The sequence below is a fragment of the Herpetosiphon sp. NSE202 genome (genome assembly GCF_042688385.1).
In the GTDB taxonomy this organism is placed as follows: Bacteria; Chloroflexota; Chloroflexia; order Chloroflexales; family Herpetosiphonaceae; genus Herpetosiphon.
In genome coordinates, this window is record NZ_JBHUPY010000007.1 from 140548 (window position 1) to 166511 (window position 25964).

20 protein-coding genes and 2 tRNA genes are annotated in these 25964 nt (G+C 51.0%); 9 read left to right on the top strand and 13 right to left on the bottom strand.

Annotated elements, in window-relative coordinates; genetic code table 11:
• Positions 1-8: 8 nt before the first annotated feature.
• Positions 9-398, top strand: coding sequence for a CRISPR-associated protein Csx15 (gene csx15, locus ACFMKP_RS10185; RefSeq protein ID WP_382291490.1), 390 nt, complete (start codon positions 9-11; stop codon positions 396-398).
• A gap of 48 nt (positions 399-446) precedes the next feature.
• Here csx15 and ACFMKP_RS10190 read toward each other — a convergent pair whose 3' ends face one another.
• The 4 genes from ACFMKP_RS10190 to ACFMKP_RS10205 form a co-directional block, all read right to left on the bottom strand.
• Complete coding sequence (locus ACFMKP_RS10190) at positions 447-1205, bottom strand: class I SAM-dependent methyltransferase (RefSeq protein ID WP_382291492.1); 759 nt, start codon at positions 1203-1205, stop codon at positions 447-449.
• Positions 1206-1228: 23 nt separating this feature from the next.
• Positions 1229-2968 carry a VWA domain-containing protein gene (locus ACFMKP_RS10195; RefSeq protein WP_382291494.1) on the bottom strand — a complete coding sequence of 580 codons (1740 nt, stop codon included), beginning with the start codon at positions 2966-2968 and terminating at the stop codon, positions 1229-1231.
• A gap of 155 nt (positions 2969-3123) precedes the next feature.
• The gene (locus tag ACFMKP_RS10200; protein WP_382291496.1) at positions 3124-3849 is read right to left on the bottom strand and encodes a hypothetical protein; all 726 of its coding nucleotides are present in this window, start codon (positions 3847-3849) and stop codon (positions 3124-3126) included.
• Between the two features lie 17 nt (positions 3850-3866).
• Positions 3867-5216 (bottom strand): CoA-disulfide reductase, encoded by a 1350-nt coding sequence (locus ACFMKP_RS10205; protein ID WP_382291498.1) that lies wholly within the window; start codon positions 5214-5216, stop codon positions 3867-3869.
• A 61-nt stretch (positions 5217-5277) separates the two neighbouring features.
• Here ACFMKP_RS10205 and ACFMKP_RS10210 point away from each other — a divergent pair, with 61 nt between their 5' ends.
• On the top strand, positions 5278-6054 hold the full coding sequence (locus ACFMKP_RS10210; protein WP_382291500.1) for a lysophospholipid acyltransferase family protein: 777 nt from the start codon (positions 5278-5280) through the stop codon (positions 6052-6054).
• Positions 6055-6519: 465 nt separating this feature from the next.
• Here ACFMKP_RS10210 and ACFMKP_RS10215 read toward each other — a convergent pair whose 3' ends face one another.
• Positions 6520-7251 carry an NAD-dependent deacetylase gene (locus ACFMKP_RS10215; RefSeq protein ID WP_382291502.1) on the bottom strand — a complete coding sequence of 244 codons (732 nt, stop codon included), beginning with the start codon at positions 7249-7251 and terminating at the stop codon, positions 6520-6522.
• A gap of 365 nt (positions 7252-7616) precedes the next feature.
• On the opposite strand from ACFMKP_RS10215, the gene ACFMKP_RS10220 reads away from it, so the two are divergent.
• The 4 genes from ACFMKP_RS10220 to lon all read left to right on the top strand — a co-directional run bounded on the left by ACFMKP_RS10220 (position 7617) and on the right by lon (position 14072).
• On the top strand, positions 7617-7925 hold the full coding sequence (locus ACFMKP_RS10220) for a hypothetical protein (RefSeq protein ID WP_110513162.1): 309 nt from the start codon (positions 7617-7619) through the stop codon (positions 7923-7925).
• A 96-nt stretch (positions 7926-8021) separates the two neighbouring features.
• Positions 8022-9536, top strand: coding sequence for a YifB family Mg chelatase-like AAA ATPase (locus ACFMKP_RS10225; RefSeq protein WP_382291504.1), 1515 nt, complete (start codon positions 8022-8024; stop codon positions 9534-9536).
• A gap of 167 nt (positions 9537-9703) precedes the next feature.
• Positions 9704-11500, top strand: coding sequence for an ABC transporter ATP-binding protein (locus ACFMKP_RS10230; protein ID WP_382291506.1), 1797 nt, complete (start codon positions 9704-9706; stop codon positions 11498-11500).
• Positions 11501-11639: 139 nt separating this feature from the next.
• Complete coding sequence (gene lon / locus ACFMKP_RS10235; RefSeq protein WP_382291508.1) at positions 11640-14072, top strand: endopeptidase La; 2433 nt, start codon at positions 11640-11642, stop codon at positions 14070-14072.
• A 440-nt stretch (positions 14073-14512) separates the two neighbouring features.
• Here the strand turns inward: lon and ACFMKP_RS10240 are convergent, their stop codons facing one another.
• From ACFMKP_RS10240 to zigA, 7 genes are all read right to left on the bottom strand, one after another.
• Positions 14513-15988 carry an NADH-quinone oxidoreductase subunit N gene (locus ACFMKP_RS10240; protein ID WP_382291510.1) on the bottom strand — a complete coding sequence of 492 codons (1476 nt, stop codon included), beginning with the start codon at positions 15986-15988 and terminating at the stop codon, positions 14513-14515.
• An 18-nt stretch (positions 15989-16006) separates the two neighbouring features.
• Entirely contained in the window at positions 16007-17560 is a 1554-nt protein-coding gene (locus tag ACFMKP_RS10245; RefSeq protein ID WP_382291512.1) for a NuoM family protein, read from the bottom strand.
• Between the two features lie 46 nt (positions 17561-17606).
• Positions 17607-19664 carry an NADH-quinone oxidoreductase subunit L gene (nuoL, locus tag ACFMKP_RS10250; protein WP_382291514.1) on the bottom strand — a complete coding sequence of 686 codons (2058 nt, stop codon included), beginning with the start codon at positions 19662-19664 and terminating at the stop codon, positions 17607-17609.
• A gap of 42 nt (positions 19665-19706) precedes the next feature.
• On the bottom strand, positions 19707-20009 hold the full coding sequence (nuoK, locus tag ACFMKP_RS10255) for an NADH-quinone oxidoreductase subunit NuoK (protein ID WP_054537138.1): 303 nt from the start codon (positions 20007-20009) through the stop codon (positions 19707-19709).
• A complete protein-coding gene (locus ACFMKP_RS10260) occupies positions 20006-20530 on the bottom strand; it encodes an NADH-quinone oxidoreductase subunit J (protein ID WP_054537139.1) in 525 nt (174 codons plus the stop codon). The genes nuoK and ACFMKP_RS10260 overlap by 4 nt, the downstream gene beginning before the upstream one ends.
• 92 nt (positions 20531-20622) lie before the next feature.
• Complete coding sequence (gene nuoI, locus ACFMKP_RS10265) at positions 20623-21129, bottom strand: NADH-quinone oxidoreductase subunit NuoI (protein ID WP_382291517.1); 507 nt, start codon at positions 21127-21129, stop codon at positions 20623-20625.
• 592 nt (positions 21130-21721) lie between these two features.
• Entirely contained in the window at positions 21722-22930 is a 1209-nt protein-coding gene (gene zigA / locus ACFMKP_RS10270; protein ID WP_382291519.1) for a zinc metallochaperone GTPase ZigA, read from the bottom strand.
• Positions 22931-23070: 140 nt separating this feature from the next.
• Here zigA and ACFMKP_RS10275 point away from each other — a divergent pair.
• The 3 genes from ACFMKP_RS10275 to ACFMKP_RS10285 all read left to right on the top strand — a co-directional run bounded on the left by ACFMKP_RS10275 (position 23071) and on the right by ACFMKP_RS10285 (position 24379).
• Positions 23071-23146 (top strand) — tRNA-Asn (locus tag ACFMKP_RS10275).
• Between the two features lie 20 nt (positions 23147-23166).
• Positions 23167-23242, top strand: a tRNA-Asn gene (locus ACFMKP_RS10280).
• Between the two features lie 219 nt (positions 23243-23461).
• Complete coding sequence (locus ACFMKP_RS10285) at positions 23462-24379, top strand: DMT family transporter (protein ID WP_382291521.1); 918 nt, start codon at positions 23462-23464, stop codon at positions 24377-24379.
• A gap of 146 nt (positions 24380-24525) precedes the next feature.
• Here ACFMKP_RS10285 and ACFMKP_RS10290 read toward each other — a convergent pair whose 3' ends face one another.
• A complete protein-coding gene (locus tag ACFMKP_RS10290; RefSeq protein ID WP_382291523.1) occupies positions 24526-25821 on the bottom strand; it encodes a hypothetical protein in 1296 nt (431 codons plus the stop codon).
• Between the last annotated feature and the right edge of the window lie 143 nt (positions 25822-25964).

Genomic DNA, 25964 nt, shown 5'->3' on the forward strand with positions numbered 1-25964 from the left:
GAAAGTCTATGCTCCTGATTAACTTTGCCCATCCATTGACTGATGCGCAGTTTAGCCAAGTCGTGGCCATCGTTGAAGAAACGCCACAACTATGTTTTGTCGATACCCAAGTTAGCCGAATGCGGCCTTTGGCTGAGGTTGCTTATGATTTAGTTGAAAGCGTTGGCTTGAAAACCGCCGATTGGCAAACTGTACCGATTATTATCAATCCCCCAGGCTTGGCTCCATTGGCCTTGGCAGTTATTGCCGAGTTGCACGGGCGTTCAGGCTATTTTCTGCCAATTATCAATATGCGGCCTGTTCCCAAAACAACTCCAACCATCTTTGAGGTAGCAGAAATTTGCAATTTGGATGCAATTCGCCAAATTGCACGTACACGGCGCATTCCCAAGCTGTAGTCCAAGCACAGGGCATAGATCAAACTAGTCTATGCCCTGTGCTTGGACTTAGGCAAAGCGCCCAACATAGACCGTCGTGGTGTATAAAAAGGCGATTTTGCCGTCAACTTGATGCGCCTGCCACGCATCAATCAGGCCTTGACGTAGGGCTTGGTAACTTGGTTGATCGGGCGTTGGTGTGTACGACGAGGAAAATGCGCGGCCAAGCAGGCCTGCTTGGTCAAAATATTGGGCATTTTGGGCGCTGTAGCAAGCTGGTTGTTGGCCAAAAAAGTCGCTAATCAGTTGCGGGTCGATATTGGTATGTTTGACGCTCGAATAATCGGTGCCAAATTGGTGTAATAGGGCTTCGTATTGGCGCAAAAATGGCGTAGCATCAAGCGAACGTTGGTTCCAAATCAAGGCAACCCAGCCATCAGGCCGCAAAATGCGCTGCCATTCTTGGCGCGTAGCGTTTAGCTCAAACCAGTGGAAGGCTTGGGCAGCCGTAATCCAATTAACGCTCTGATCGGCTAAACCAGTGGCTTCAGCGCTGCCATCAACCACTTGAAAATTGGGATAGTGCTCGGCTAGTTGCAAACTAGCTTCACGCATTGGCGCGTTTGGTTCGATGGCATAAACCGTTGCGCCATGCTCCAATAATTGCTGGCTCCAAATGCCCGTGCCAGCCCCAATATCGGCCACGATCGAGTTTGAGCCAAAGCCATGCTGCGTTTGCAATGGCCCAAAAATTTCGCGTGGGTAGGTTGGGCGAAATTGCACATAATCGGCAACTCGATTGCTAAACCGTTGACGGTTATCACTCATTGTCGGTCTCCTTCACACGATGCTTAGCTACGAAAGCTATACCACCATTCAACTACCAGCAACGCCAACGCCAAGCCAATCAAAATTGGCCATAATGGCGTGCCTTGAGGTGCTAAGCGGTCGCCCTCTGGCTGAGCAATTTGACTGATTGTTGGTTGGCTTTGTTGCTGTAGATTCGATTCCTGTGGATCGCCAAAATTGACCGCAATGCCGCCGCGATTGCTGCCAACCACCCGATATAAACCAGCTTGGTTCAACCGTTGATCGAGCGCTTGAGCCTCGCCATCAGGTCGAGTTAATGGCGTATTCGGGGCAAAACTGCCAGCTGCCAGCTGTTCAGGCAACGATCCGCCAGTGAGATTGGCAATGCTGGCTGCGGTCAGCAAGGGGAAGGCCAATTTGGCGCTGAGATTAGCATTATCCAAATTAAACAGCCAAACGATGGTAGCTTGCTCTTGCCACATGCCACGCAGCACCAAGGGCAATTGGGTATCGGTTTCAATCACGCTGGTCAAACCAGTTGGGATATTCTCGCGAGTCATTGGGCGACGACCACCCCATTGAACGCTCGAAAGGTCGATGCCAGCAAAATCGGCATCAAGCACCGCGCTACTCGCCCGTTCGCCTAAAATGCTATCCTCAGTGAGCAAACGCTCGTCGCGCGGGGGATTGACAATTAACAGCGCACTGCTGGGCAATTGCTCAGGCAAAACGCCATTCAACACCGTCAAATCAACCCGTCGCTCGCTTATAGTTGTGCCCACGCTTAGCTCGATATTGGGCAAACTCCGCAGCATGCGTTCCAGTGGCGATGGAGTTAATGTTGCCAAATGCACCCGCAACGAGCCAGAGCGATCAAGCGATACCAGCGCCCGATCATCAACCGCATAATCGTCGTTGGGGCTAAGCTGCAATTCGGCCAACTCGCCTGCGCCTACTTCCCATGTGCGTTCCTCGCTGCCGCCAGGCTGAATCACGATATTTTGCTCGGATTCCAGCTCGCCATCAAGCAACAGGGTTAATGTTCGAGCTGTGGGCAAATCGCTAAAATTGGTCACGCGAGCATACAATGCATTGCGTTGGTTGGGCAAGCGACGGCTGGCGAAGGTCACGATCCCGCTATTGGCGGTGCTTTCGCCCAGCGTGCGCCACTCTAATTCGGCGGCAACCGAGAGCGGCGTGCTACTAGCAGGCAAAGCGCCATCGCTCAACACCAGCATTTGATTTTGGCGATCATTGGCGAGAGTGGCGTTGGCAATGCTCAGCGCTTGGGCCAGATCGGCGCGATTGCCAGCAGGCGCAAGCTCGGCCACAATTTGGCGCAATTGTTGGCGCTCTGTATAGCCGCCATAGCCCAACAAGCGGGCTTCACGGTTTAGCTCAACCAAAGCCACACTATCGTCACGGCCCAAATCACCAATCAAATCTTGAGTTTGTTGTTGGGCTTGCTCAAAGGTACCATTGGCCAGCATGCTCGAGGTTGTGTCGAGGATAATCACCACATGACGTGGATCGTTGACCCCAAAAATCCATGTTGGTTGGGTCAGGCCCAAGGCCAAACATGCGGCAACCAAGAGGTGCAACGCCAACAAAAGGGTTAATGGCAATTTGCGTTGCTGGCGCTCAGGTGGTGGTTTGAGCGCCGCCCACAGCCGAATTGTGGGAATTCGCAAGCGCTGACGGCGCTGCCGCACCATATGCAAAATTGCAATGATTGGCAACGAAATTAAGCCAATTAAGCCCAAGGGAACAAGCAAATTCATAAGGCTCGATGCTTCACAAGCATCTCGGTGCAGGCCCAGATGATTGCGCTGAATGAACAAACAGCATGGTGTTGATTGCACCATGCTGTCGTATTATAACGAGCTTTTGGGTCGCAGCGAAAGTAATGCAGAAGAAGAATGCTGCAATCCCAAGGCTAGCGCTGTGGTAATTCGCGCATAAAAGTTTGTTGTTGTTCATCGATTGCGTGTTGTAATTGATTGCGCGAGAGCATGCCCGAAAGCACCAGCAACTCGCCAACCTGAAAATGCTGGCCGCGCACTTTCAAATCTGCTTGGCGCGCAATTACCTGATTCAGTTGGGTACGCGTAATCAGGCCTTGTTCAATCAGATGGTCGCCCAAGCGATTGACTGTGCTGGCATGGCCACCCTGGGCGCGCGCCATTTTTTGCACTTCCAAAACCTTGCCCAACGCTTGGGTGGTCAGCCAGCGGCGGCGCAGTAAAATATCGCCCAGCGGCACGATTCGGCCATAGCGGGCTTCTTGCGCTTGCTCGCTCAAGGCAGCCTCAAGCTGGATTTGCTTGATAAATTTTTGCTCAACCAAATATTCGCCCAAACGTTTGACCGCTGCAACCGATTTTTCAACCGGCGCTGCTGGTGGCGTTTGATCAACCACGACTTGCAAGCGCAAGAATTCCAAGCCCATGAGCGCTGCTTCGTTCGTTGGATCAAGCTCCAGCACCCGTTGCAAACAATCACGGCGTTTTTCTGGCTCCTCCAAAACCCCGCTCAGCCACAGCCAAGCTGGCGCAAAATCGGGATTTTCATGAATAATTGAAATTAATAAGCTGCGCCCCTCCTCCTTCCGGCCAGTGCTAATCGCAGCACGGGCGTGGGCAAAAAGCGTTTCGATGCTCACAGAATGTCCTTTCAAGCTTAGCCTTTAGCCAATGCTTGGGCAGCAACCAAGAGTGGGTCCCACACCGATGAAAATGGGGGTGCATAACTTAGGTCTTGCCAAGCAAACTCATCTACCGTCATTCTTCCCGCTAATGCCACCGCTACCACATCAACCCGCTTTGCTACATCGTCGTAGCCAATAATTTGGCCACCCAACAATGTGCCGTCGGCTGCATTCGCAACCAATTTAACCGTAATGGGCCGAGCATTGGGGTAATACCCCGCATGATCGGTCGAATGGATAATTTTGCTACGAACGTGGTAGCCATGGTGGAGAGCTTGCTCAACACTTAATCCAGTCGCGGCAATGTGTAAATCGGCAAATTTGGTCACCGATGTGCCAACAACGCCGCGAAATGGTCGCTCGTGGCCTGCGAGAAAGGCTCCGAGGGTTCGACCTTGTTTATTTGCAGTGGTGCCAAGCGGCAAATACACTGGTTTATTTAAGATTCGATGATCAACGGTACAGCAATCGCCTGCGGCAAACACCCTATCGATTGTAGTACGGCCTACTTGGTCAATTTTGATCGCCCCAGCTTCGCCAAGCTCAGCGCCGCAGCTTGCAGCCAGTTCACTATTTGGCTGCACGCCAGTGGCGATAATCACCAATTCGGCGGGATAATCGACCTTGCCAGCAACCACATGAGTCACTGTATCGGCTTTGCCTTCGAGACCTTCGAGCGCTGCGCCAAGCGCTAAATGCACGCCCGCAGCTTCAAGTCGTTCGATAATTTGGTTACTCATATCGTCATCAAGCGAGCTTAAAACCGTTTTGCTGCGGTTGATTAAGGTCACGCTAATGCCCAAATCAAGCAACGCCTCGGCCATTTCTAGCCCAATATAACCAGCACCAACCACCACCGCATGCTGCGGCTGGTGCTCGTTGATATAAGCTTGAATTGCTAAACCGTCATGCATAGAGCGTAACCGAAAGACACCCTGTAGTTCAATCCCTCGTACTGGTGGACAATTGACCCGTGCGCCAGTTGCGATCACCAAGCGATCAAAATGATCGTGGAATGTCGTATTGCTCGCCAAATTATGCACCGTCACTCGCCCAGCTTCCACATCAAGATCAGTCACTTCATGTTCGGTTTTCACGGTTACGCCATCGCGGGCAAATTGAGCCGGAGTGCGGGCGATTAAGGCTTGATAATCGCTCACCGCACCACTAATCAGGTAGGGCAAGCCACACGCCGAATAGGAAACATGCGCTTCACGGCCATACACACAAATATCCAGATCAGGGTTGGTGCGCTTGGCCTTGGCCGCAGCACTCGTTCCGGCGGCGACGGCTCCAATCACGATCACGCGCTCGCTAGCCATTGCAGGCTCCTTTAGCTATGCTACTATTTGGACAGATTGTCACTAGCATGAGACCTTGATTATGCCACTAAGCTCAGCCAATAATCAACCACGTTTGCCAGCTCAACCCAATCGTTTGGGCGAATGGTTGGTCTATCGGGCACTCATTCGGCCAGCCTTGTGCAAAACCTTCGATCAAGTATTGCTCAATGTTGGGTCAGCCAGTGACATCTTGCGCAGCCGCGAGCCAATTTTGTGCTATGTGACCCATACAAGCTGGTGGGATGGTCATCTTGCCTTTGAGCTATTTCGCAACGTCTACCCACGCCGCCATTTTTTGATGATGGAAGAAGCGCAACTCGCCCGTTATTTCTTCTTCCGCTGGTGTGGTTGCTTCTCGGTTAACCGCCAAGAACCGCGTGAGGCCCTGCGCTCAATACGCTACGCCAGCACCCAGCTTCAACACCACAGCCACGCCTTAGTTTGGGTTTTTCCGCAGGGCCAAATTATACCGCCAGATCGCCGTCCGCTCCAACTTTTTCGCGGTGTCGCCGATATTGCCACCCGCACTGGCAATTTGTGGTGTTTGCCAGTTGCCCTGCGCTATGAATTTAGCGGCGAACAACGCCCAGTTTCCTTAATTCGTTGTGGCGAGCCAACCTGGGTCGATGCTGGCACAAGCCGCGACCAACTGCAACCCCAATTAGAGCGCAATTTGACCAGCGCCGCCGACCAACTCCGTGACGAGTGGAATCAGCAAGATCTTGCCAATTTTCAATCAATTTTGCAGGGCACAGCCTCAGTTAATCACCGCTTCGACCACATTTTGGGGCCAATCGTGCGCTGGTGGCAACGATAAGGATGAAGGATGAGGGATGAGGGATGAGGGATGAGGGGTGAAGGGACGAGGATTCAGGATTCAGGAACAAGCAACCACGAAGAGCACGAAGAACGCGAAGGCTGAGGATAAACACATTAATAATTCAGCACTATCACTTAACGCAGAGGCGCAGAGATTCCAGGGCTATTGGCTATTGGCTATCGGAACATCATTCGTGCAATTCGTGCAATTCGTGGCTAAAATAGAGATTTGGCTATTGGCTTTGGGCTTCTGCGAACATCATTCGTGATCTTCGTGTTCTTCGTGGATCAATTTATTAACGCAGAGGCGCAGAGGAAATGTGGCTATTGGCTATTGGCTGTTGGCTCTGGGCTAGCAGAAACCAAATCCTAAAAATCTGTGCCAATCTATGGCTAAACAATAATGCTTCGTGTAATTCGTGCAATTCGTGGCGAAAAAAAAATTGAATTCACCAAAAATCTATTAATCCATCCAAACAGCCTCAATCAATCGAGGCAACACCACATCAGCACTGCCCGCCAACGAATAGCTCGCAATCCCGCGCAACGGTATATCAGGATTAATTTCAATCACCGTCTTTTTGCGCCGCAACGCCCGATGCGGCAATGAAGCAATTGGCTCGACAATCGCCGATGTGCCAATGACCAAGGCCACATCGCTGCGATCAAACGCATCTTTTGCCGCTTGTAAAATTGCCGCATCCAACAGCTCGCCAAACCACACAATATCGGGACGCAACGGCGAACCACAAGCAGGGCAAATTGGCTGCTCAGCATCCCAATCTTCAACCAAGCGTCGTTCATGCGCACAAATTGTGCGCGCCAAACTGCCATGCACCTCAAAAACATTGCTTGAGCCAGCCCGTTGATGCAAACTATCAATATTTTGGGTAAATAACTTAAATTCTGGCATCAATTGTTCAAGCTGCGCCACTGCATAATGGCCAGCATTGGGTTGAGCCGCTTCACATTGGCGCTGCATCGTTTGATACACCTGAAAAACCCCAATTGGATCACGCTCGAAGCCAGCCAAGGTTGCAACCTTATCAGGATCATAGGCCGTCCAACGGGCATCGGCGGCAGCACTACGATAGGTCGGAATCCCGCTGGGCGCAGAAATTCCCGAGCCAGTTAATACAACCATTGATTGGGCTTGACGCAAATGGTGGATTAAATCAGCAGCAAATTCACTCATTGATCAATCTCCTTGCAACTCAATTAAAAGCACGAGTGTGCTATTTACTACGTTAGATTGTAAGAGTAAATCGTGGCTAGATAATCAAATCTTATTAACAGTTTATTATTTGCATAATAATTTAGGCCAAAATCTATTGAAATTCGGCTGCGAATGTTTTACTATCATTAAGAGACAGATTGAGGAACGTTGATGCTCTTTAGCAACGCTTCACTTTTGCATTCGACTACTTGAGCAAATGGATTTTGTGCCTAGCTGTACGTGATTGCGATTGCGTGCCGCTATTTTTATGATTTTGCCAATACCCACTGTGGTATTTGCCGATAAACGTCCTATCAATCCTTCATGCCAAAGGATCGCAGACCATGCAAACCGAACGCGTTAAAAGCCGTGGGGTCTTGCTTAAATTAGCAAGCCATATAGTCCAATTAGCCGTCATTGTCCGCGAAGCCGAGGGTATCAACGATAACGATGCCTACATGGTTGCCGAACAAATTATTGATCATGTGAGTGCCTCGCATCAAGTGCCAAGCCAAGATTGCTGGCCGGTTCAGGTTGTCTGTCGCGCATGGCAAGTGGTTGTGCAACATCAACCAAGCTGCCGTTGCCGCGGAGCCGATATGAATACCGTCGCCGATAAATTGGTTAAACTCGATTGGGTTGCCGTCAACTAACTTCGGCTAATTTCCTCAATTGCTCCAACTCCATGCCAAAAATCGCCAACATGCGGCTCTAGCTCCCGATAGCGTTTTGTTACGGGAGGTATCATCATGTTGGCGAAAGTTTGGAGTTGCGCCGTGGTTGGCCTCGATGGTGCGTTAGTCGAAGTCGAAGTTGATCTCAGTCGTGGTTTGCCGACCTTCACGATTGTAGGCTTGCCCGATACTGCCGTTCAAGAGGCCAAAGAGCGAGTCCGCGCCGCCGTACGCAATAGTGGCGGTTCCTTCCCCGATAAACGGCTAACCGTCAATTTGGCTCCTGCTGATTTACGTAAAGCAGGCCCAGCCTACGATCTGCCAATTGCCGTGGGCATTTTATTGGCTTCAGGCCAAATCGCTGCCGATGTGAGCCAAGCACTGTTTGTCGGCGAGCTATCGCTTGATGGAGCTTTGCGCCACACCGATGGCATCTTGCCAATGGTCACAATTGCCCGCCGCGAAGGCTTGCAAACAGTTTATGTGCCGCATTGCGATGCCGCCGAAGCAGCGTTACTCGGCGATATGACGATTATTCCTGTGCGCTCCATCGTCGAGATTGCTGCTCATCTCAATGGCGAGCACTATATCGCAGCCTACGAAGGCCAGCCACCAGCCCCTGAAGCCCTCAGTTATAGCGTCGATTTTGCCGATGTCAAAGGCCAAGAACACGTCAAACGGGCTTTAGAAGTTGCTGCTGCTGGTGGTCATAATGTTCTGATGAGCGGCCCGCCTGGCTCTGGCAAAACCTTACTAGCCCGCTGCGTACCCTCTATTTTGCCGCCGTTGAGCCTTGATGAAGCCTTGGATGTAACCAAAATTTATTCGGTCAAAGGCCTGTTACCCAGCGATCTGCCCTTTATTCGCACGCGCCCATTTCGCTCGCCGCATCACACAATTTCCAATGCTGGCCTCGTCGGTGGTGGCCGCACCCCGCAGCCAGGCGAGATTTCGTTGGCCCATCGGGGCGTGCTTTTTCTCGACGAAATGCCCGAATTTAGCCAACAAGTACTCGAAGTCTTGCGCCAACCACTCGAAGATCATACGGTGGTACTCAGTCGCGCCGCAGGCACGCTCACATTCCCGGCAAACTTCGTGCTAATAGGTGCTATGAACCCTTGCCCTTGTGGCTACTTAAGTGACCCTACCCGCCAATGCGTCTGCCCACCAGCCGCAATTGCCCGCTATCAAAAACGCATTTCTGGGCCATTACTCGATCGCATCGATATTCATATTGAAGTCCCACGGCTTGAATATGAAAAGCTTGCGAGTGTGCGTAGTAGCGAATCATCGGAGCAAATTCGCGAGCGCGTCGTGTTAGCGCGCCAACGCCAAGCTGAACGCTTTTGCAAGCAGTCAATCTTGACCAATAGCGATATGGGGCCAGCCCAATTGCGCCAAGCCTGCGAGCTTGATGCCGCCAGCCAAAGCCTGATGAAGGCGGCCATGCGCCAATTACAACTCTCGGCCCGCAGTTATCATCGGGTGCTTAAATTGGCCCGCACAATTGCTGATTTGGCTAATCTTGAGCAAATTCAACCAGCGCATTTGGCCGAAGCACTGCAATATCGACCCCGCCGAACCGAATAAACGGCTGGTGGTAACATCTGCTAACCAACACAGCGATTGACATCACCCATCAGCCACGTACAATCATCATGAAACCGATCGATTGATCAATACGGCGCTTGCTGGTTGCTGGGCAAGCGTGTATATACGTGCCAATGATGCTATTTGTTGGCTGAAGGATGGACACGATGCTGGCACAAGCCCCGAAACAATTAAGTAATTTGCGTCATTTAGAGCTACGACGCATGTTTCAGTATGTATATCCCTATCGCTGGCGCTTAGCAATCGCGCTACTCTGTTTGGCAATTTCAAGCGGCATTGGCCTAATCATGCCGCTGGCAATTCGCAATTTGGTCGAAACAGTCAAAGATGCTTCAAGCACCAGCGCCTTGGATAAGGTTGCGCTGGGCTTAATGGGCGTGTTTATCGCTCAAATGGTGTTTAACTATATTCAAGGTTATTTTTTGACCTATGTTGGTGAGCGCGCAGTTGCCGATCTGCGAATTGAGGTCTATTCGCATTTGCAGCGGCTTTCGTTGGCTTTCTTTAGCGAACGCCGCGTCGGCGAATTAACTTCGCGCGTCACCAACGATGTAACGGTCATTCAAGGCATCGGCACAAATGCGGTTGCTGCTTTTCTGCAAAATGGTATTACCTTCATCGGCAGTTTCATTATGATGATCAATCTCAGTTGGCAGCTGACCGCAATTACGCTGCTGCTAATTCCTTTAATGATTGTGCTGGCGATTATTTATGGTCGCCGGATTCGCAATATGTCAACTGAAGTTCAGGATCGCATGGCTGAAGCCTCATCGGTGCTTGAAGAAACCATCTCCGGCGTGCGAATCGTCCAATCATTTGCCCGCGAACCCTATGAAGTTGAGCGATTTAGCGGCGCAATTGAACATGCCTTCTCAGCCTCGATGCGGCGCACCAAAACCCGCGCCCAGTTTGTGCCAATCGTTTCGTTTTCGGGCTTTGGAGCCTTGGTATTCGTTCTTTGGTTTGGTGGCCGCCAAGTTTTGAATGGCACGATGCAACTTGGCGATTTGATTGCCTTCTTGCTGTATGCGGCGGTAATTGCTGGCTCGCTTGGCACGTTTACTAGCTTGTATAGCCAATTGCAAGAGGCGCTTGGCTCAACCGCGCGGGTGTTTGGCATTTTGGATACCGCACCTTCCATCGCCAGCAAAACCAACGCCATCACCTTGCCGCCAATCGAAGGTGAGATTTACCTTGAAGATGTTTCGTTCAACTATAGCGAAGGCAGTATACCCGTTTTGAACAACATCAATCTGCGGGTTGAGCCAGGCGAAGTGATGGCGATTGTCGGGCCAAGTGGCTCTGGCAAATCGACCTTGGTCAACTTAATTCCGCGTTTTTATGATGTTACCAAAGGGCGAATTACGGTTGATGGCTTTGATATTCGCGATGTTGATTTGCCGTCGTTGCGCTCGCAAATTGGCATTGTGCCGCAAGAAACCTTGCTATTTAGCGGCACGATTGCCGATAATATTCGCTATGGCAACCTCGATGCGCCAATGGAAGCAGTTATCGAAGCGGCCAAAGCAGCCAACGCTCACGACTTTATCAGCAATTTCGAGGGTGGCTATGAATCAATCGTTGGCGAGCGGGGGATTAAACTCTCTGGTGGTCAGCGCCAGCGCGTCGCGATTGCCCGAGCTTTGCTCAAAAACCCACGGATTTTAATTTTGGATGAAGCAACCTCGGCGATGGATAGTGAATCGGAAGGCTTGGTACAAGAGGCCTTAGAACGCTTGATGCAAGGCCGCACCACCTTCGTGATTGCCCATCGGCTTTCGACCGTCAAAAATGCTACCAGAATTGCCGTGATTGAGCATGGCCGCGTGACTGAACTTGGCAGCCATAGCGAACTTTTGGCTCAAGCAGGCACATATGCTCGCTTGTACCATTTACAATTTGAAACCAACGAAGCAGCCGCAACTGTGCTAACAGAGTATTAAAATTAAAAGGATTAGACCAAAACAGGACGATCGAGGCTTGCCGTTAAGATAAGTTAGCGTATACTATAAAGACGTATTATGCTGCTTTTAACCCACTCTGTGTGGCCATTCTGCCACAGCGAAATGAGGGATTTTTGATATGACCCGAGAAAAAGACCGCCCTCGTACAGGAACCGAGCGCACTTTACCACTGGTGGTATTGGGCGAAATTGTGATCATGCCGCACATGACTGTGCCGCTCCAGGTTGGGCAGGGCAAGTCTTATCGGGCCATGGAACAAGCGATGGAAGATGATCAACACGTTTTGTTGATCTTTGTTTCCGAGGCCGAAATTGAAGCCTACAAAGGCCACGAACCCCAACAATTACCCAAAGTTGGCGTGGTCGCGCGCTTGGAAGATTTCTCCCAATTGCCCGATGGCACGGTAAAAATTGTCCTCGAAGGGATTACCCGCGCTGAGATTGTTGATTGTGTTCAGAGCGATCCCTTCTATCGCGTAGCCTGCCGCTACTTGCCAGACCAAGAACCAAAAGGCATCGAAGTCGATGCATTAATGGATACAGTCAAACAGCAAATTACTGAATTTGTCGATTATTTAGGCGAAATTCCCCAAGAAGCTGTTGCTTTTGTGCATCGCATTAACACGCCTGGCCACTTGGCCGACCTCGTGACCTATGGCCCTGCCTTCTCGTTCCAAGATCGCTTGGAATTGTTGAACGAGGCCGAGCCATTGGCTCGCTTGAATCGAGTTCAAGTCATTTTGGCTCGCCAATTAGAACTCTTGCGCTTGCGGGCCAAAATTCAATCCGATACCAAAGAAGTGCTCGATCAAGGCCAAAAAGAGTATTTCTTGCGCGAACAAATGCGCGTTATCCGCCGTGAACTAGGCGAAGATGACGATGGCGATGATCCAATTGATGAATTGCGTCGCAAAGTCAATGAACTCAACGCGCCGCAATATGTCAAAGATCAAGCCTTGCACGAAATTAAGCGCTTGGCCCAACAAGGCATGAATTCGCCAGAAGCAGGTGTCATTCGCACCTACCTCGATTGGATTATTGCCCTGCCATGGAACGCCGATCAAGTTGCGGCGATTTCGTTGGTTCAAGCTCGCCAAGTGCTCGACGAAGATCATTATGGCTTGGAAAAAGTCAAAGAGCGGATTTTGGAATATCTGGCGGTGCGCAAGCTCGCTGGCAGCAAAATGCGTTCGCCAATCTTGTGCTTCGTTGGCCCTCCTGGCGTGGGTAAAACCAGCCTTGGCCGCTCGATTGCCCGCGCCTTGGATCGGCCATTCGTGCGCCAATCGTTGGGCGGTGTACACGATGAAGCCGAAATTCGCGGCCACCGCCGTACTTACATTGGCGCAATGCCAGGCCGGATTATTCAGGGCATGAAAACCGCCAAGTCGCGCCAAGCTGTCTTTATGCTTGACGAAATCGACAAGATTGGCAATGACTTCCGTGGCGACCCAACCTCGGCGCTGTTGGAAGTGCTTGATCCTGAGCAAAACAACACCTTCTCAGATCACTATTTGGAAATTCCGTTTGATCTGAGCCAAGTGGTGTTTGTGGCAACCGCCAACCAACTTGAGCCAATTCCAGCGCCGCTGCGCGACCGCATGGAAATTATCGAGATTGGCGGCTACACCGAGGATGAAAAACTGGCGATTGCCCAAGGCTTCTTGTTGCCCAAGCAACGTGAGTTCCATGGCCTCGAAACCAGCCAATTAGAAGTAACCGATGCTGCAATCTTGAAGCTGATTCGCGAATATACTCGCGAAGCTGGCGTGCGTAACCTTGAGCGTGAAGTCGCGGCTCTGTGCCGCAAAATTGCCCGCAAGGTAGCTGAATCACAAGATGAGGAAGCACCCCAAGAAGGCAAGAAGCGGCGCAAGAAGGCTAAAAAAGCCGAGCCAATTAAATTCTTGATTGATGCTGCTGATGTACCAACCTACCTTGGCCCAGAACATTTCAGCTTTGGAATGGCCGAAGTTGCTGATCAAGTTGGGGTGGCAACAGGCGTTGCTTGGACACCAACCGGTGGCGATATTCTCTCATTCGAAGTCTTGCCATTGACGGGCAAAGGCGAATTACGCCTGACTGGTCAATTGGGCGATGTGATGAAAGAATCGGCGCAAGCAGCAATGTCGTATGTGCGCTATCGCGCCAAAGAATTGGGCATCGAGCCAAATTACTTTGACGAGCACTCAATTCACATTCACGTTCCCGAAGGTGCAGTGCCCAAGGATGGCCCTTCAGCAGGGATCACCTTAACGATCGCATTGATTTCGGCCATGACTGGGCGAGCGGTACGCCGTGACGTTGCTATGACTGGCGAAGTTACGCTACGTGGCCGGGTTCTGCCAATTGGTGGCTTGAAAGAAAAAACCTTGGCAGCGCATCGCGCTGGGATCAAAACCTTCATTTTGCCCAAGGAAAACGCCAAAGATATTGTCGATCTGCCAGAAAAAGTGCGCCAAGATCTGCAATTGATTCCGGTCGAAACCATGGACGAAGTGCTGACAATTGCGCTGATGCCATTTATTCGCCAAGACGTGATCGCCAGCTAAATCAGGCTGACGCTCAACGCAACGCCCCTTTCCTTATAATGAGGAGAGGGGTGTTTTTGTTAAGGCAGAAGTCAAAAGTCAAAAGTCAAAATAGCCGCTGAAACCACGAAGAACGCGAAGAACGCGAAGTACATTTTAGCCACAGATTGCCCAGATTGTTTTGATTATCTTTCCACAGCCAAAAGCCATTAGCCTTGGAATCTCTGCGCCTCTGCGTTAAATGCCGATCCACGAAACATACGAAGGCTTTTATTTTTTCGCCACAGATTACACAGATTATTATTTTAATCTCTCAAAGTCATCAGCCAGGAACCTGAACCCTGACTACTATTGACTCCTTTTTTTGGTTTTTGACTTCTGACTTTTGACTTTTGACTTTAAAAAACGCTTCCCCCACAAACTCGTAGGTTCATGAGGGAAGCAAGGCTGAGAAATAGATGTTATTGGGCGACGGTCAAGACCAAGGCTTTGGCCAAATCGGTGAAGATGTTTGGCGCAATCCCAACTGCGACAATCCCAATGACTGCAACGAGCACGCCCAACGAGAGCGAAGCCGTGGCATAGGTTGGTTGTGGCTCGGTGGCTTCAGCATCGCGCATCCACATCGTCACAATCACCCGCAAGTAGAAGAAGGCTGAAACGACGCTGGTAATCACGCCGATAATCGCCAGATAATCGAGGTTCGCATCCCAGGCAGCGCGAAAAATGCCAAACTTGCTAGCAAAACCGGCTGTTGGTGGCACACCAGCCAACGAGAACATAAACACGGTCATTGCCAGCGCCAAGAGTGGGCTACGCTTGCCCAATCCACGCAGATCCTTCAGTTCAAACACGGGCATGCCGCGATTTTCCAAGGCAATCAGCACGGCAAACGCGCCAAGGTTGGTCAAGGTGTAGGCCAAAAGATAAACCGTGAAGGCGCTGATGCCTTTTTCGCTGGCAGCCAACACGCCGAGCAACATATAGCCAGCGTGCGCAATCGACGAATAGGCCAACATGCGCTTGAGGTTGCTTTGGGCAACTGCCACAATATTGCCATAAACCATGGTTGCTGCTGCAAACAGGCCAAACAGCAATTGCCACTCTGGCTTGAGCGCAGGGAAGGCCACGTTCAAGAAGCGCAACATGGCGGCGAACGCAGCACCCTTGGTCGCAACCGACATATAGGCGGTTACTGGCGTGGGCGCGCCTTCGTACACGTCAGGAGTCCAAGCGTGGAAGGGGAACATTGAAACCTTGAAGCCCAAGGCAATCAGCACAAAGCCAACCCCAGCCAACAAAATTGGATCATCAAGCGCTTTGCCGGTGCTTTGCCATGTGCTCAATTCGGTGGCAATTTGTGCCAAGTTGGTCTTGCCAGTCATGCCATAGATTAAGGCGATGCCATAGACCAAGAAGCCAGCGGCAAAACCGCCAAGCAACAAATATTTAATCGCTGCTTCGCCCGATTTGAACTGCGGCACGGCAAAGCCCGTCAGCACATACAGCGCAATCGACAGCGTTTCAACCCCGATGAAGATCGTTACAAGGTCGGTTGCTTGAACCAAGAACAACATGCCAGAGGTTGCAAACAGCACCAAGGGATAAAACTCGCCTTGGTTGAGATTTTGGCGTGGCATGTAATCAAAGGCAATCAGCAAGGTCAATGCTGTACCCGCCAGCAAAATCCAATTTACTAACACCCCAAACTGATCAAACACCAACATGTCTGAAAAGCCCGAGACATTTAAGCCATAATCCAGCGCACCAAGCGCCGCAGTCACGCCCAGCCCAATCAGGCTTAGCGTGATCAAAACCCGCCGATCTGAGGTAAACATATCGACAATCAAGACCAACATCGCCCAAATCATCAGGAATGCTGGCATGCCTAAGACTGTCCAGTTAATCTCCGGCGTGACAAATGTTAAATCATTCATTCGAACTCACGCTCCGTCTTATTGGCCAGCAATCAGTGGCGCAGCATTGGCAACGAAGGCTTCAAGCGCCTTGATCGTTGTTTCCATTGGGCGAGTAAAGTATGGCGAGTAGAGACCAATTACCAACATCAATATACAGAGTGGCAACAAAATCGCTACTTCGCGGCGAGTCAAATCGCTCAGGTGCGGCGTGCGGCGTTCGCTAAATGGCCCCGAAGCAATGCCTTGGAACATTTTGAGCAAATAGACCGCTGCCAAAATCACGCCAACTGCGGCAAACGCGGTAAACGTCCAGCCGATTGGCGAATCGAATGCGCCGAGCATAATTAGGAATTCGCCAACGAAGCCGTTTAAGCCAGGCAAGCCGACCGAGGCCATCGTGGCAAACAACAGGAAGTAAACGAACACGGGCACAACTTTCCACAAACCGCCGTAATCGGCCAATTCGCGGGTGTGAGTGCGTTCGTAAACCATCCCAATCAACAAGAACAATGCGCCAGTGCTCAACCCGTGGTTGATCATTTGCAGCACTGCGCCTTGCAAACCAACTTCATTCAGCGCGAAAATCCCCAGCACGATAAAGCCCATGTGGCTGACTGATGAATAGGCCACCAGCTTTTTAATATCGCTTTGGGCATACGAAAGCACTGCGCCATAGATGATCCCAATCACTGCCAGCAAGGCAATTGGCCGTGCCCATTCTTGGGCAACTTGCGGGAACAACTGCACGCAGAAGCGAATCATGCCGTAGCCACCCATTTTCAGCAGCACCGCCGCCAGAATCACCGAACCAGCGGTTGGTGCTTCAACGTGCGCATCAGGCAGCCACGTGTGGACAGGCCACAATGGCACTTTGACCGCAAACGCCACGAAGAATGAGAGGAACAGCAATTTCAATTCGGTATCCGACAAGCCAAATTGATTGATATTGGCCATCAAGGTTTGCACTTGGAAGGCCGTATCAGTTGGCAAGCCTTGTTGCGCCAAATATTGGTAATTGAGCAAGCCCAAGGCAATAATGCCGATCAACATAAACACCGAGGCAGCGAAGGTATACAAGAAGAACTTCACTGTGGCGTAAATGCGGCGCTTGCCACCCCAAATCCCAATCAAGAAATACATTGGAATCAGGGTAAATTCCCAGAAGATATAGAACAAGAACAGGTCTTGGGCCAAAAACACGCCCAACATCCCAGTTTCTTGCAACAGAATCAGCATCAAGAAGTTGTTGGTTTTGTCTTCAACATTCCATGCACTCCAAATTGCCAAAGGAGTGATGAAGGTTGTCAGCAGCACCAACCACAAACTAATGCCATCAAGACCCAACTCGTAGCGCACGCCCCAATCTGGAATCCAGCTGAAATATTCGTAGAACTGGAGTCCAGCGGCATCGTGCTTGAAATTGAACAAAATTGGCAATGACACGGCGAAAACGAGTGTGCTCCAGCCCAAGGCAAAAATTCGGGCTGCTCCGCGTTGGCCGCGCATAAACGCCAGGATGATCGCACCGACGGCGGGTAAAAACACCACCAGCGATAAGATCGTAAAACCTAAGTCGTTTGTATTCGTCAAGGGTTACTCCTTGTGAAGAAACAAGCCGGAGCCTGCGCTTCACGTCCTAGCGCAACGCAAAGAAGCCAAGCACGATCACTACACCGATCACAAACATCAGTGCATACGAGCGTACATAGCCCGATTGGAACGTTCGCAAGCCGCGACCCGACAAGCCGACAAGCTCTGCCGTGCCATTAACGATGCCATCGATAATTTTGACATCGAAGAACTTACCAAAGAAGCTCGCCAAAGCCTTGTAGGGCTTGACTAAAACAGCGTTATACAAGGCATCAAAGCCCCATTTTTCCTCAAGGATGGCGTAGAAATCGCCGCCCCAGTGGTGCAACAGGTCGCGTTGGTTGGGCTTGATGCGCTTGTTTTTAGCTGCCCATTGATACAGGTAGAAGCCCGCTGCAAAGGCAAGCAAGCCTAAGATCGTCACAATTGCGGCGATATTAAGGTGGAACTTGGCAGCTTCTTCTTCGACAATTGGCTCAAGCCATGTGGTCAGAAAGTGAAAATCTTTGCCAGGCAGGTTGATCAAACCACTTGCCAGAGTCAAGATCGCCAAGCCGAACAACGGGGCAGTCATCCAACGGCTGCTCTCGTGCGCGTGAATGTGTTGATCGCGTTGTTCGCCAAAGAAGACCATTGAGATTTGGCGACCCATGTAGAACGAGGTTAACACCGCGCCCACAATCAACAATATGCCAACCGTGCGATGATCGTGATCAAAGGCATGGCCGATAATTTCGTCTTTCGACCAAAAACCTGAAACCAACGGGAAGCCAATCAAGCCCATCGTTCCGACGATATACGTCCAGAAGGTAACAGGCATTTTCTTACGCAGCCCGCCCATTTTGCGCATATCTTGTTCGTTGCCAAAGCCGTGAATCACTGAGCCTGAGCCAAGGAACAAGAGCGCCTTGAAAATCCCGTGGGTCAGCAGGTGGAACATCGCGGCAACGTATGCTCCCATCCCGACCGCCGCCACCATAAAGCCCAATTGCGAAACAGTCGAGAAGGCCAGCACCTTCTTGATGTCGTATTGACCGAGCGCAATCGAAGCCGCTACCAACGCCGTTGCAACCCCAATAAAGGTTACCGTGGTTTGGACTGATGGTGCTAATTCAAAGATTGGGTGGGTGCGGATCATCAAATACACGCCAGCAGTAACCATGGTCGCGGCGTGAATCAAAGCTGAAACTGGGGTCGGGCCAGCCATTGCATCAGGCAACCAAACAAACAGCGGAATTTGCGCCGATTTACCGGTTACGCCAAGCAACAGCATAAAGGCAATCGCCCCAGCCGCCGTGTATTGCGTGCCCATAAAGAAGGTGCTGTATTGTTGCAGCGAGAAGACCGTGCCTTGATCCAAGACTTCACGGAAGATTAATGAATGCAAGAAGGTGCCATCGGGCTTGCGCGCCAAGGCATAAATTGCAAACATTGCCATCAACAAGCCAAAGTCGCCAACCCGGTTGGTCACAAAGGCTTTGACCGAAGCCCATGGTGGGTCGCGTTGCTCAAACCAGAAGCCAATCAGCAAGAACGAACACAAGCCCACGCCTTCCCAACCCAAGAACAGCATCACAAAGTTGTTGCCCATCACGAGCATCAACATTGCCACAATAAACAGGTTGAGGTAGACGAAGAAACGGGTTGGGCGTTCGTCGTGGCTCATATAGCCAATCGCATAGAGGTGAATCAACGTCCCTACGCCAGTGACCAAGAGCATCATCGTAACTGAAAGTTGGTCGATCAAAAAGCCGAAGGGGATTTTCAAATCGCCAAAGGCCATCCATTTCCAATAGGTTACATCAAACCAACGATTATTTTCGCCCAACGTGGTTGGGGCAGGCATGCCCAGCAACTCAACGAGGGTTACGAGGGTCAGCACAAAGCCCAAGCCAACCATCAGGCTCGCAATCAAGCCAGAGCGTTTTGAGGTTGGGTTATCGCCGTGGCCGTGGTGCGCGTCAGCGTGGCCATGCCCGTGATTATGCCCGTGGTCGTGGTGAGCGTTGGCACGGCTACGCCGCAAATCGTTCAACCCCAACAGGGTATTGATCACGACACCGAGCAGTGGCAGCAACGGCACAAGCCAAATTAATTCCGCCATAAGTTCTCCAGTAGACACTTCGGCAAGGTGCAAGGCCGTTGCCTAGCCCTTGAGCGTATTCACATCATCGATGTTGGTGGTCTTTTTGGCACGGAAAATCGACACCAACAGCGCCAAACCAACTGCGACTTCTGCCGCAGCGACTGCAATCACAAAAAATGTCATAATTTGGCCATCGCTCTCAGCACGCGCGCGGCTAAAAGCAATTAACGCCAAATTGGCTGAATTGAGCATCAACTCAACCGACATAAACATGATGATCACATTGCGGCGCACCAAGACCCCAACAACCCCAATCGTAAATAGAATTGCACTCAGCAACACATAAGCATTGGTTGAAATCACGATTGGCGCTCCTCGCGGGCAACCACCCGCCGACGGGTCAGCACAACTGTCCCGACTACTGCAATCAAGAGCAGAATAGAAATGACTTCAAAGGGCAAGAGGTAGGTGCTGAACAATTTGGCGCTGATCGTGGTTGGTGCGCCAATATTGGTCGCATCGGCCACTGGCGCGTCGATCAGCTTGGTGCCACGATAGGCCACATAGCCAATCTCGGCCAATAATGCCACCCCAAGGATGAGGCCAGCGGGCTTTTGCCAACCAATCTTCTCCTCGCCAAGCTCAGCATTTTCAGCGCCCAAGAGCATGATCACGAACAGGAACAGCACCATAATCGCGCCAGCATAAACCGTCACTTGAACTGCACCGAGAAACGGCGCGCGCAGCAAAAAATATAAAATGGCGACCGAGCAGAAATTCAAAATCAAAAACAGCGCACTATGCACTGCATTGCTGCTCAGCACCATTGCCAAGGCTGCCCCCACCGCCACAATGGCCGTGGTGATAAACAAAAATGTTTCCATGGACACTCCCGAAACAAGGCAGAAGGCAAAAGTCAGAAGTCAAAATACTCAGTTTCTATTTTTTGCCTTCTGCATTTTGCATTTTGCCTTTACTACAGGTCTATTTGGGCCGGTGGGTTAAGTTGTTTGCCAGTTTGTTGCAAGACTGGTGGCACTTCGCCGTGGCCTTTATCGACCGGCACCAACAACATCTCTTGGGTATAGATCGAGGCACGGCGATCGTAGAAGGCTAATTCATATTGGTGCTCAAGCACAATTGCGTTGGTTGGGCATGCATCTTCGCAATAGCCACAAAAAATACAACGCAACATATTAATTTCATACACCGCCGCATGGCGCTCGCCTGCAGAGCGTGGCTTAGCCGGATCGTTCTGGCCAGGCACAACATAAATTGCATCAGCAGGACAAGCTGCCGCACACAGCGAACACCCAATACACCGCTCTAAACCATTAGCAAAACGCTTCAGTTCATGCCGCCCCCGGAAGCGCTCGCGGACAGGCCGTTTGACCTCAGGATATTCAACGGTCACAGGCTTTTTGAAGAGATATTTCGCCGTGGTTTTGAGACCCTTAAAATAGGCCATCGTTCCTTTCAGCATTGGCGATTCCTTTCTCGGTGCGTGACTCCCATGGCGTTCACGCCAAAACCGCCACTGTGCGTCAAGCGGCGGTGCAATGTTTTTCGAATCGGTGCCGTCGCGGGCGTGTTTATTTTATCACAATCTCTTGATAAGCCAAACAGGATGAGAAAAGGATGAAGGATGAATTATGCGGGAGTAAAAGAAGAACAAAGAGCATAGGGATTGGGGATCGGTTGTTAGGGATTGGGGATTGGAGATTCAACTCTGCGTCTCTGCGTTAAATATCTGTTCGTTTAACGCAGAGGCGCAGAGAACCAAAGGATGAAATGCAAAAGGCAGAAAGCAAAAATTAAAAGGCAATAGCCTATAGCCTGTAGCTGTAATGGTTCATTGCGTTAACCATGGCCTGATCCCCTCACCCCCTAGCCCCCTCTCCCGCCCGCGAGGCGAGGGGGAATCACGAAACCCATGCTCCCCTCGCCCGCATTCAGTGGGAGCGGGGCTGGGGGTGAGGGCATGTTCTTGATTGCCAATCCAATGAACCATTACATGTAGCCTGTAGCCTTTCATCACATCTTCGTGGCCCTTCGTGTCCTTCGTGGATCAAAACCTAGCCAACAACTTCTTGCTCATTCCAGTCTTCAAACGGATCATCGATATGCCAGAATTCGGCTGGTTGCTGCCATTCTTGATCTGTGAGTAAACAAGCATCCAATTGCTGTTGCAACCAAGCCTGATCAAAATCTTGGCCAATAAAGACTAATTCTTGGCGACGATCGCCAACGTGTGCATCCCACAAGGCCTCAATTTCAGCTCGTTCCTCGGCGGTTTCCGGCCACTCGCTTTGATCGCTATCGGCCCACCATTCGCCAGCAGGCTCGACGCGACAATTTTGGCCCGCCTGCGAGAGCAAGCCAGCAGTTGTTGGCTGCGAAATCACCCAAAAGAAACCTTTGGCCCGAATCACGCCATGCCAATCGCTATTCACAAAGTCCCAAAAGCGTTGGGCCGAAAATGGTCGGCGTGCCCGATAAACCCAGCTGCGAATGCCATATTCCTCAGTTTCGGGCGTGTGCTCACCACGCAATTCGGCCAGCCAGCCAGGCGCAGCACTCGCTTGATCAAAATCAAACAAGCCAGTATTGAGCATTGCGGCGAGCGGCACATTGCCATGAGTTGCATGCACAATTTTAGCCTGCGGATTAAGCGTACTCAGCAATTCGTGCAAGTGGGTTAGCTCTTCAGCACGAATCAAATCGGTTTTGTTAATCACCAACACATTGCAAAACTCAATCTGATCGATTAACAGATCAACCAAGGTGCGTTCGTCAGCCTCATCAATTGCCAAATCGCGGTCGCGCAAATCGTGAGCAGCATTGAAATCGTGCAAAAAATTATGCGCATCAACTACCGTCACCAGCGTATCGAGCTTGGCAATTTCAGCCAAACTTACGCCAGATTCATCCTCGAAAGTAAAGGTTTCGGCCACAGGCAAGGGTTCGGAGATGCCAGTTGATTCGATCAGCAGATAATCGAAACGCCCAGCGCGGGCCAATTTACCAACTTCAAGCAACAAATCTTCCCGCAACGTACAGCAAATACAGCCATTGCTGAGCTCGATCAATTGTTCTTCAACCCGATTGAGCGCCAGCTCGCCTTGGCCCACCAAGCGCGCATCGATATTCACTTCGCTCATATCATTCACGATCACGGCCACCCGCAGACCATCGCGATTGGCCAAAATATGATTTAATAAGGTGGTTTTTCCAGCACCGAGAAACCCTGAAAGCACAGTTACTGGAAGCGGCAACTTCGACATGGAGTATAATCCTTGTTTATTTATTGATACCAAGTATCATTATAATCGATTTTTGAATTCGTCAAGCAACATTTGACAAAACCGGCCAATTAGGCTATACTTCAGCACTGTTGAACGACGTTTGCGTTGTAACAGCATAATCCCTGATAGCTCAGTTGGTAGAGCAATTGACTGTTAATCAATGGGTCCTAGGTTCGAGTCCTAGTCAGGGAGCCACTTCTTTTTACAAATGATAATCCCTGATAGCTCAGTTGGTAGAGCGGTTGACTGTTAATCAGCATGTCCTAGGTTCGAGTCCTAGTCAGGGAGCCAAAGCATAAACGCCTAGCTGAAAACTCAGCTGGGCGTTTATCATTTAAAAATCCACGCTTGATCACGCAATAGCTTCGCCAAATTCATGCCCAACAATCAGCCATCTGACGATTGCGGTACACTATAACCCAGCATTATTCTCAATTATCACAGACTCTTGGGTTTCGCTGACGAGCATTTAATGGGTGAATCGTTGGCTCGAACTAGTGAAAGGATGCTATGAAGCAGGCTGTTGGAGATTCAGCGGTTTCTTCGCCAAGCCATAACCCCGAACCAGCGGCCCGTCGCCAGCGCTGGTTTGGAATTACGGCCATGATTATCTCGGCAATGGCCTTTGGTGGGCTGGGAGTATTTGCGCGATTAGCCTACGACGATGGCACTGAGCCGATTACGGTCTTATGTTTGCGATTCACTATCGCCGCAATTGTGATGCATGGCATTCTGCGCCTGCGCGGTGAACGGCTCCCACGGGGCAAGCTGCTAATTGGCTTAATCTTGTTGGGCGGGATTGGTTATGTAGGCCAGTCGCTGGCCTATTTTGTTGCGCTGACCATGGCATCGGCAGGATTGGTTGCGGTATTGCTCTACCTCTATCCTGGACTGGTTACGCTGCTCGCCGTGGTGTTCTTCAAGGAACGCTTGACTACGCGCAAGCTGATAGCTTTGGCGCTTGCCTTGGCGGGCACGGCGTTGGCAATCGGCCCGATCGGTGGCGGCAAGCCACTTGGCATCATGCTTGGCATCGCTGCAGCGGTGATCTACGCCATCTATATCACGGTGGGCAGCCAGATTACCGCCCGCGCTGGAGCTATTCCCGCATCGACGGTCATTATGAGCGCAGCGGCGGTCGTGTATACAGGTATCATGCTGGCGCGCGGCCCAGTTTGGCCAGCAAGTATCAACGGCTGGCTGGCAATTGTCGGCATCGCGCTGGTTGCCACCGTGCTGGCAATTGTGATGTTCTTTGTTGGACTTGAACGGATTGGGCCAACCGCAGCCTCAACGATCTCTGCATTGGAGCCGTTGGTTTCGGTTGGCGCAGCGGTTGTTGTGCTCCACGAGCCAATTAGCATCTGGCAACTCGCTGGTGGCCTGCTGATTCTGACGGCGGTTGTGTTGTTGGCACGCAATTCGTAGAAATATCTGCTGCCTAACTAAAGCCAAGCACCATTATTCGCGCTAGTTTAAACGCAGAGCGATCGATAGCGAACCATCGATCGCTCTCTTTATTAATGCAGCATCATCTCAATGCTCCATCAATGTGTAGGCCAATTTGCTGCCCACTATTCAGAGCGGCCTACAAATGGCAAATACAATTTCCAACTTAGCGGAGTTATAGTCGGCGATGTGATGGTGACGGTTGTTGTTGGAGTGCTGGTTGGCGTGGTGCTGGTTGGCGTGGTTGATGGTGGAGTGCTGGTTGGCGTAGTAGTGGTTGCCGTCACGCTCGGTGGAGTGGTTGCAGTTGGCGTGATGGTTAAGGTCGGCGTAATCGTGACAATTGGTGTGATGCTTACCGTTGGTGTTACGGTTGGGGTAATCGTTGCAGTTGGCGTAACCGTTGCGGTTGGAATGATGGTTGCCGTCGGCGTGACCGTTGCGGTTGGCGTAACCGTTGCAGTTGGAATAACGGTTGCCGTCGGTGTGATGGTTGCGGTTGGCGTAACCGTTGCCGTTGGAATGATGGTTGCGGTAGGCGTGACGGTTGCCGTTGGGGTAATCGTTGCGGTTGGTGTGATGGTTGCTGTCGGGATGATCGTTGCGATTGGCGTGACGGTTGCTGTTGGCGCAGGAATGTCAGCAAACAAGATCATGTATAGGGCACTATTTGTCCCTATATTGCGCGCATCACCGGACAGAAAATTGAAGTCGGTTTGCCCATTGACATTGCGATAATAACCATAGTTTGGCGCACCTAACGGTACCGAGCCAGCAGCAAAGGCTGGAGCACCTGCACCGCCACGAATTGCTGTAGTCAGGTTCGTCGTATCAACAAGGCCAGCACCGCTATCGCCACGAATATTGATCGTAACACCATGGTCGCTGAGGCCAGTCAGAGTCAACGGGTTCGTCAACGGAATTGAAATATCGTAAAGTCCTCCCGCTACGAGGTTACCGCCGCCAAGATCAAAGCTGAGTAAACCACCAACAGGGTTTGTAAACACCTGCGTATTGGTAGCATTGAAACTATCCCAAAATTGAATTCGAACTTGGATGTTGGTATAGGTGGTTGCGGAGAGTGAAACCAGCCCAAACTGGAGTGCCGTAATATCGCTTGCTGTTGCCAGATTGAACGGTTGTCCCATATAGGTATGGGGTGCGTTTGCAAAATTAATAAAATCATCAGCCCCAGTGATTGTATCGAATACTGGGGTGATTACCTGCGGCAAACGAGCATTCGTCAGTAACGTGCCACTAGGCTTGAGTTGCCCCATTGATGTGTCGCGCGCAACTTCAGGCAAGCCCTGTGCTGGACGTGTAGCGCTGGTCGTCGTTGGCGAAACTGCCAAGCCGGCAAGCAGCGCTAACAAACAACCAACAGCACTCAAAATTCCCAACTGGCGATGGATTCGATTCATGGATACCTCCTATATCACATGGTACCTAGCTTCAGCAGAAGCCAGCTAGCTAACTAGCAATGATGAGACCACAGAATCAATAGGATATGCACAGCATAGACCATAAGCGCTTGCTAGGAGGCATCAATTCGAACTAATTGGGC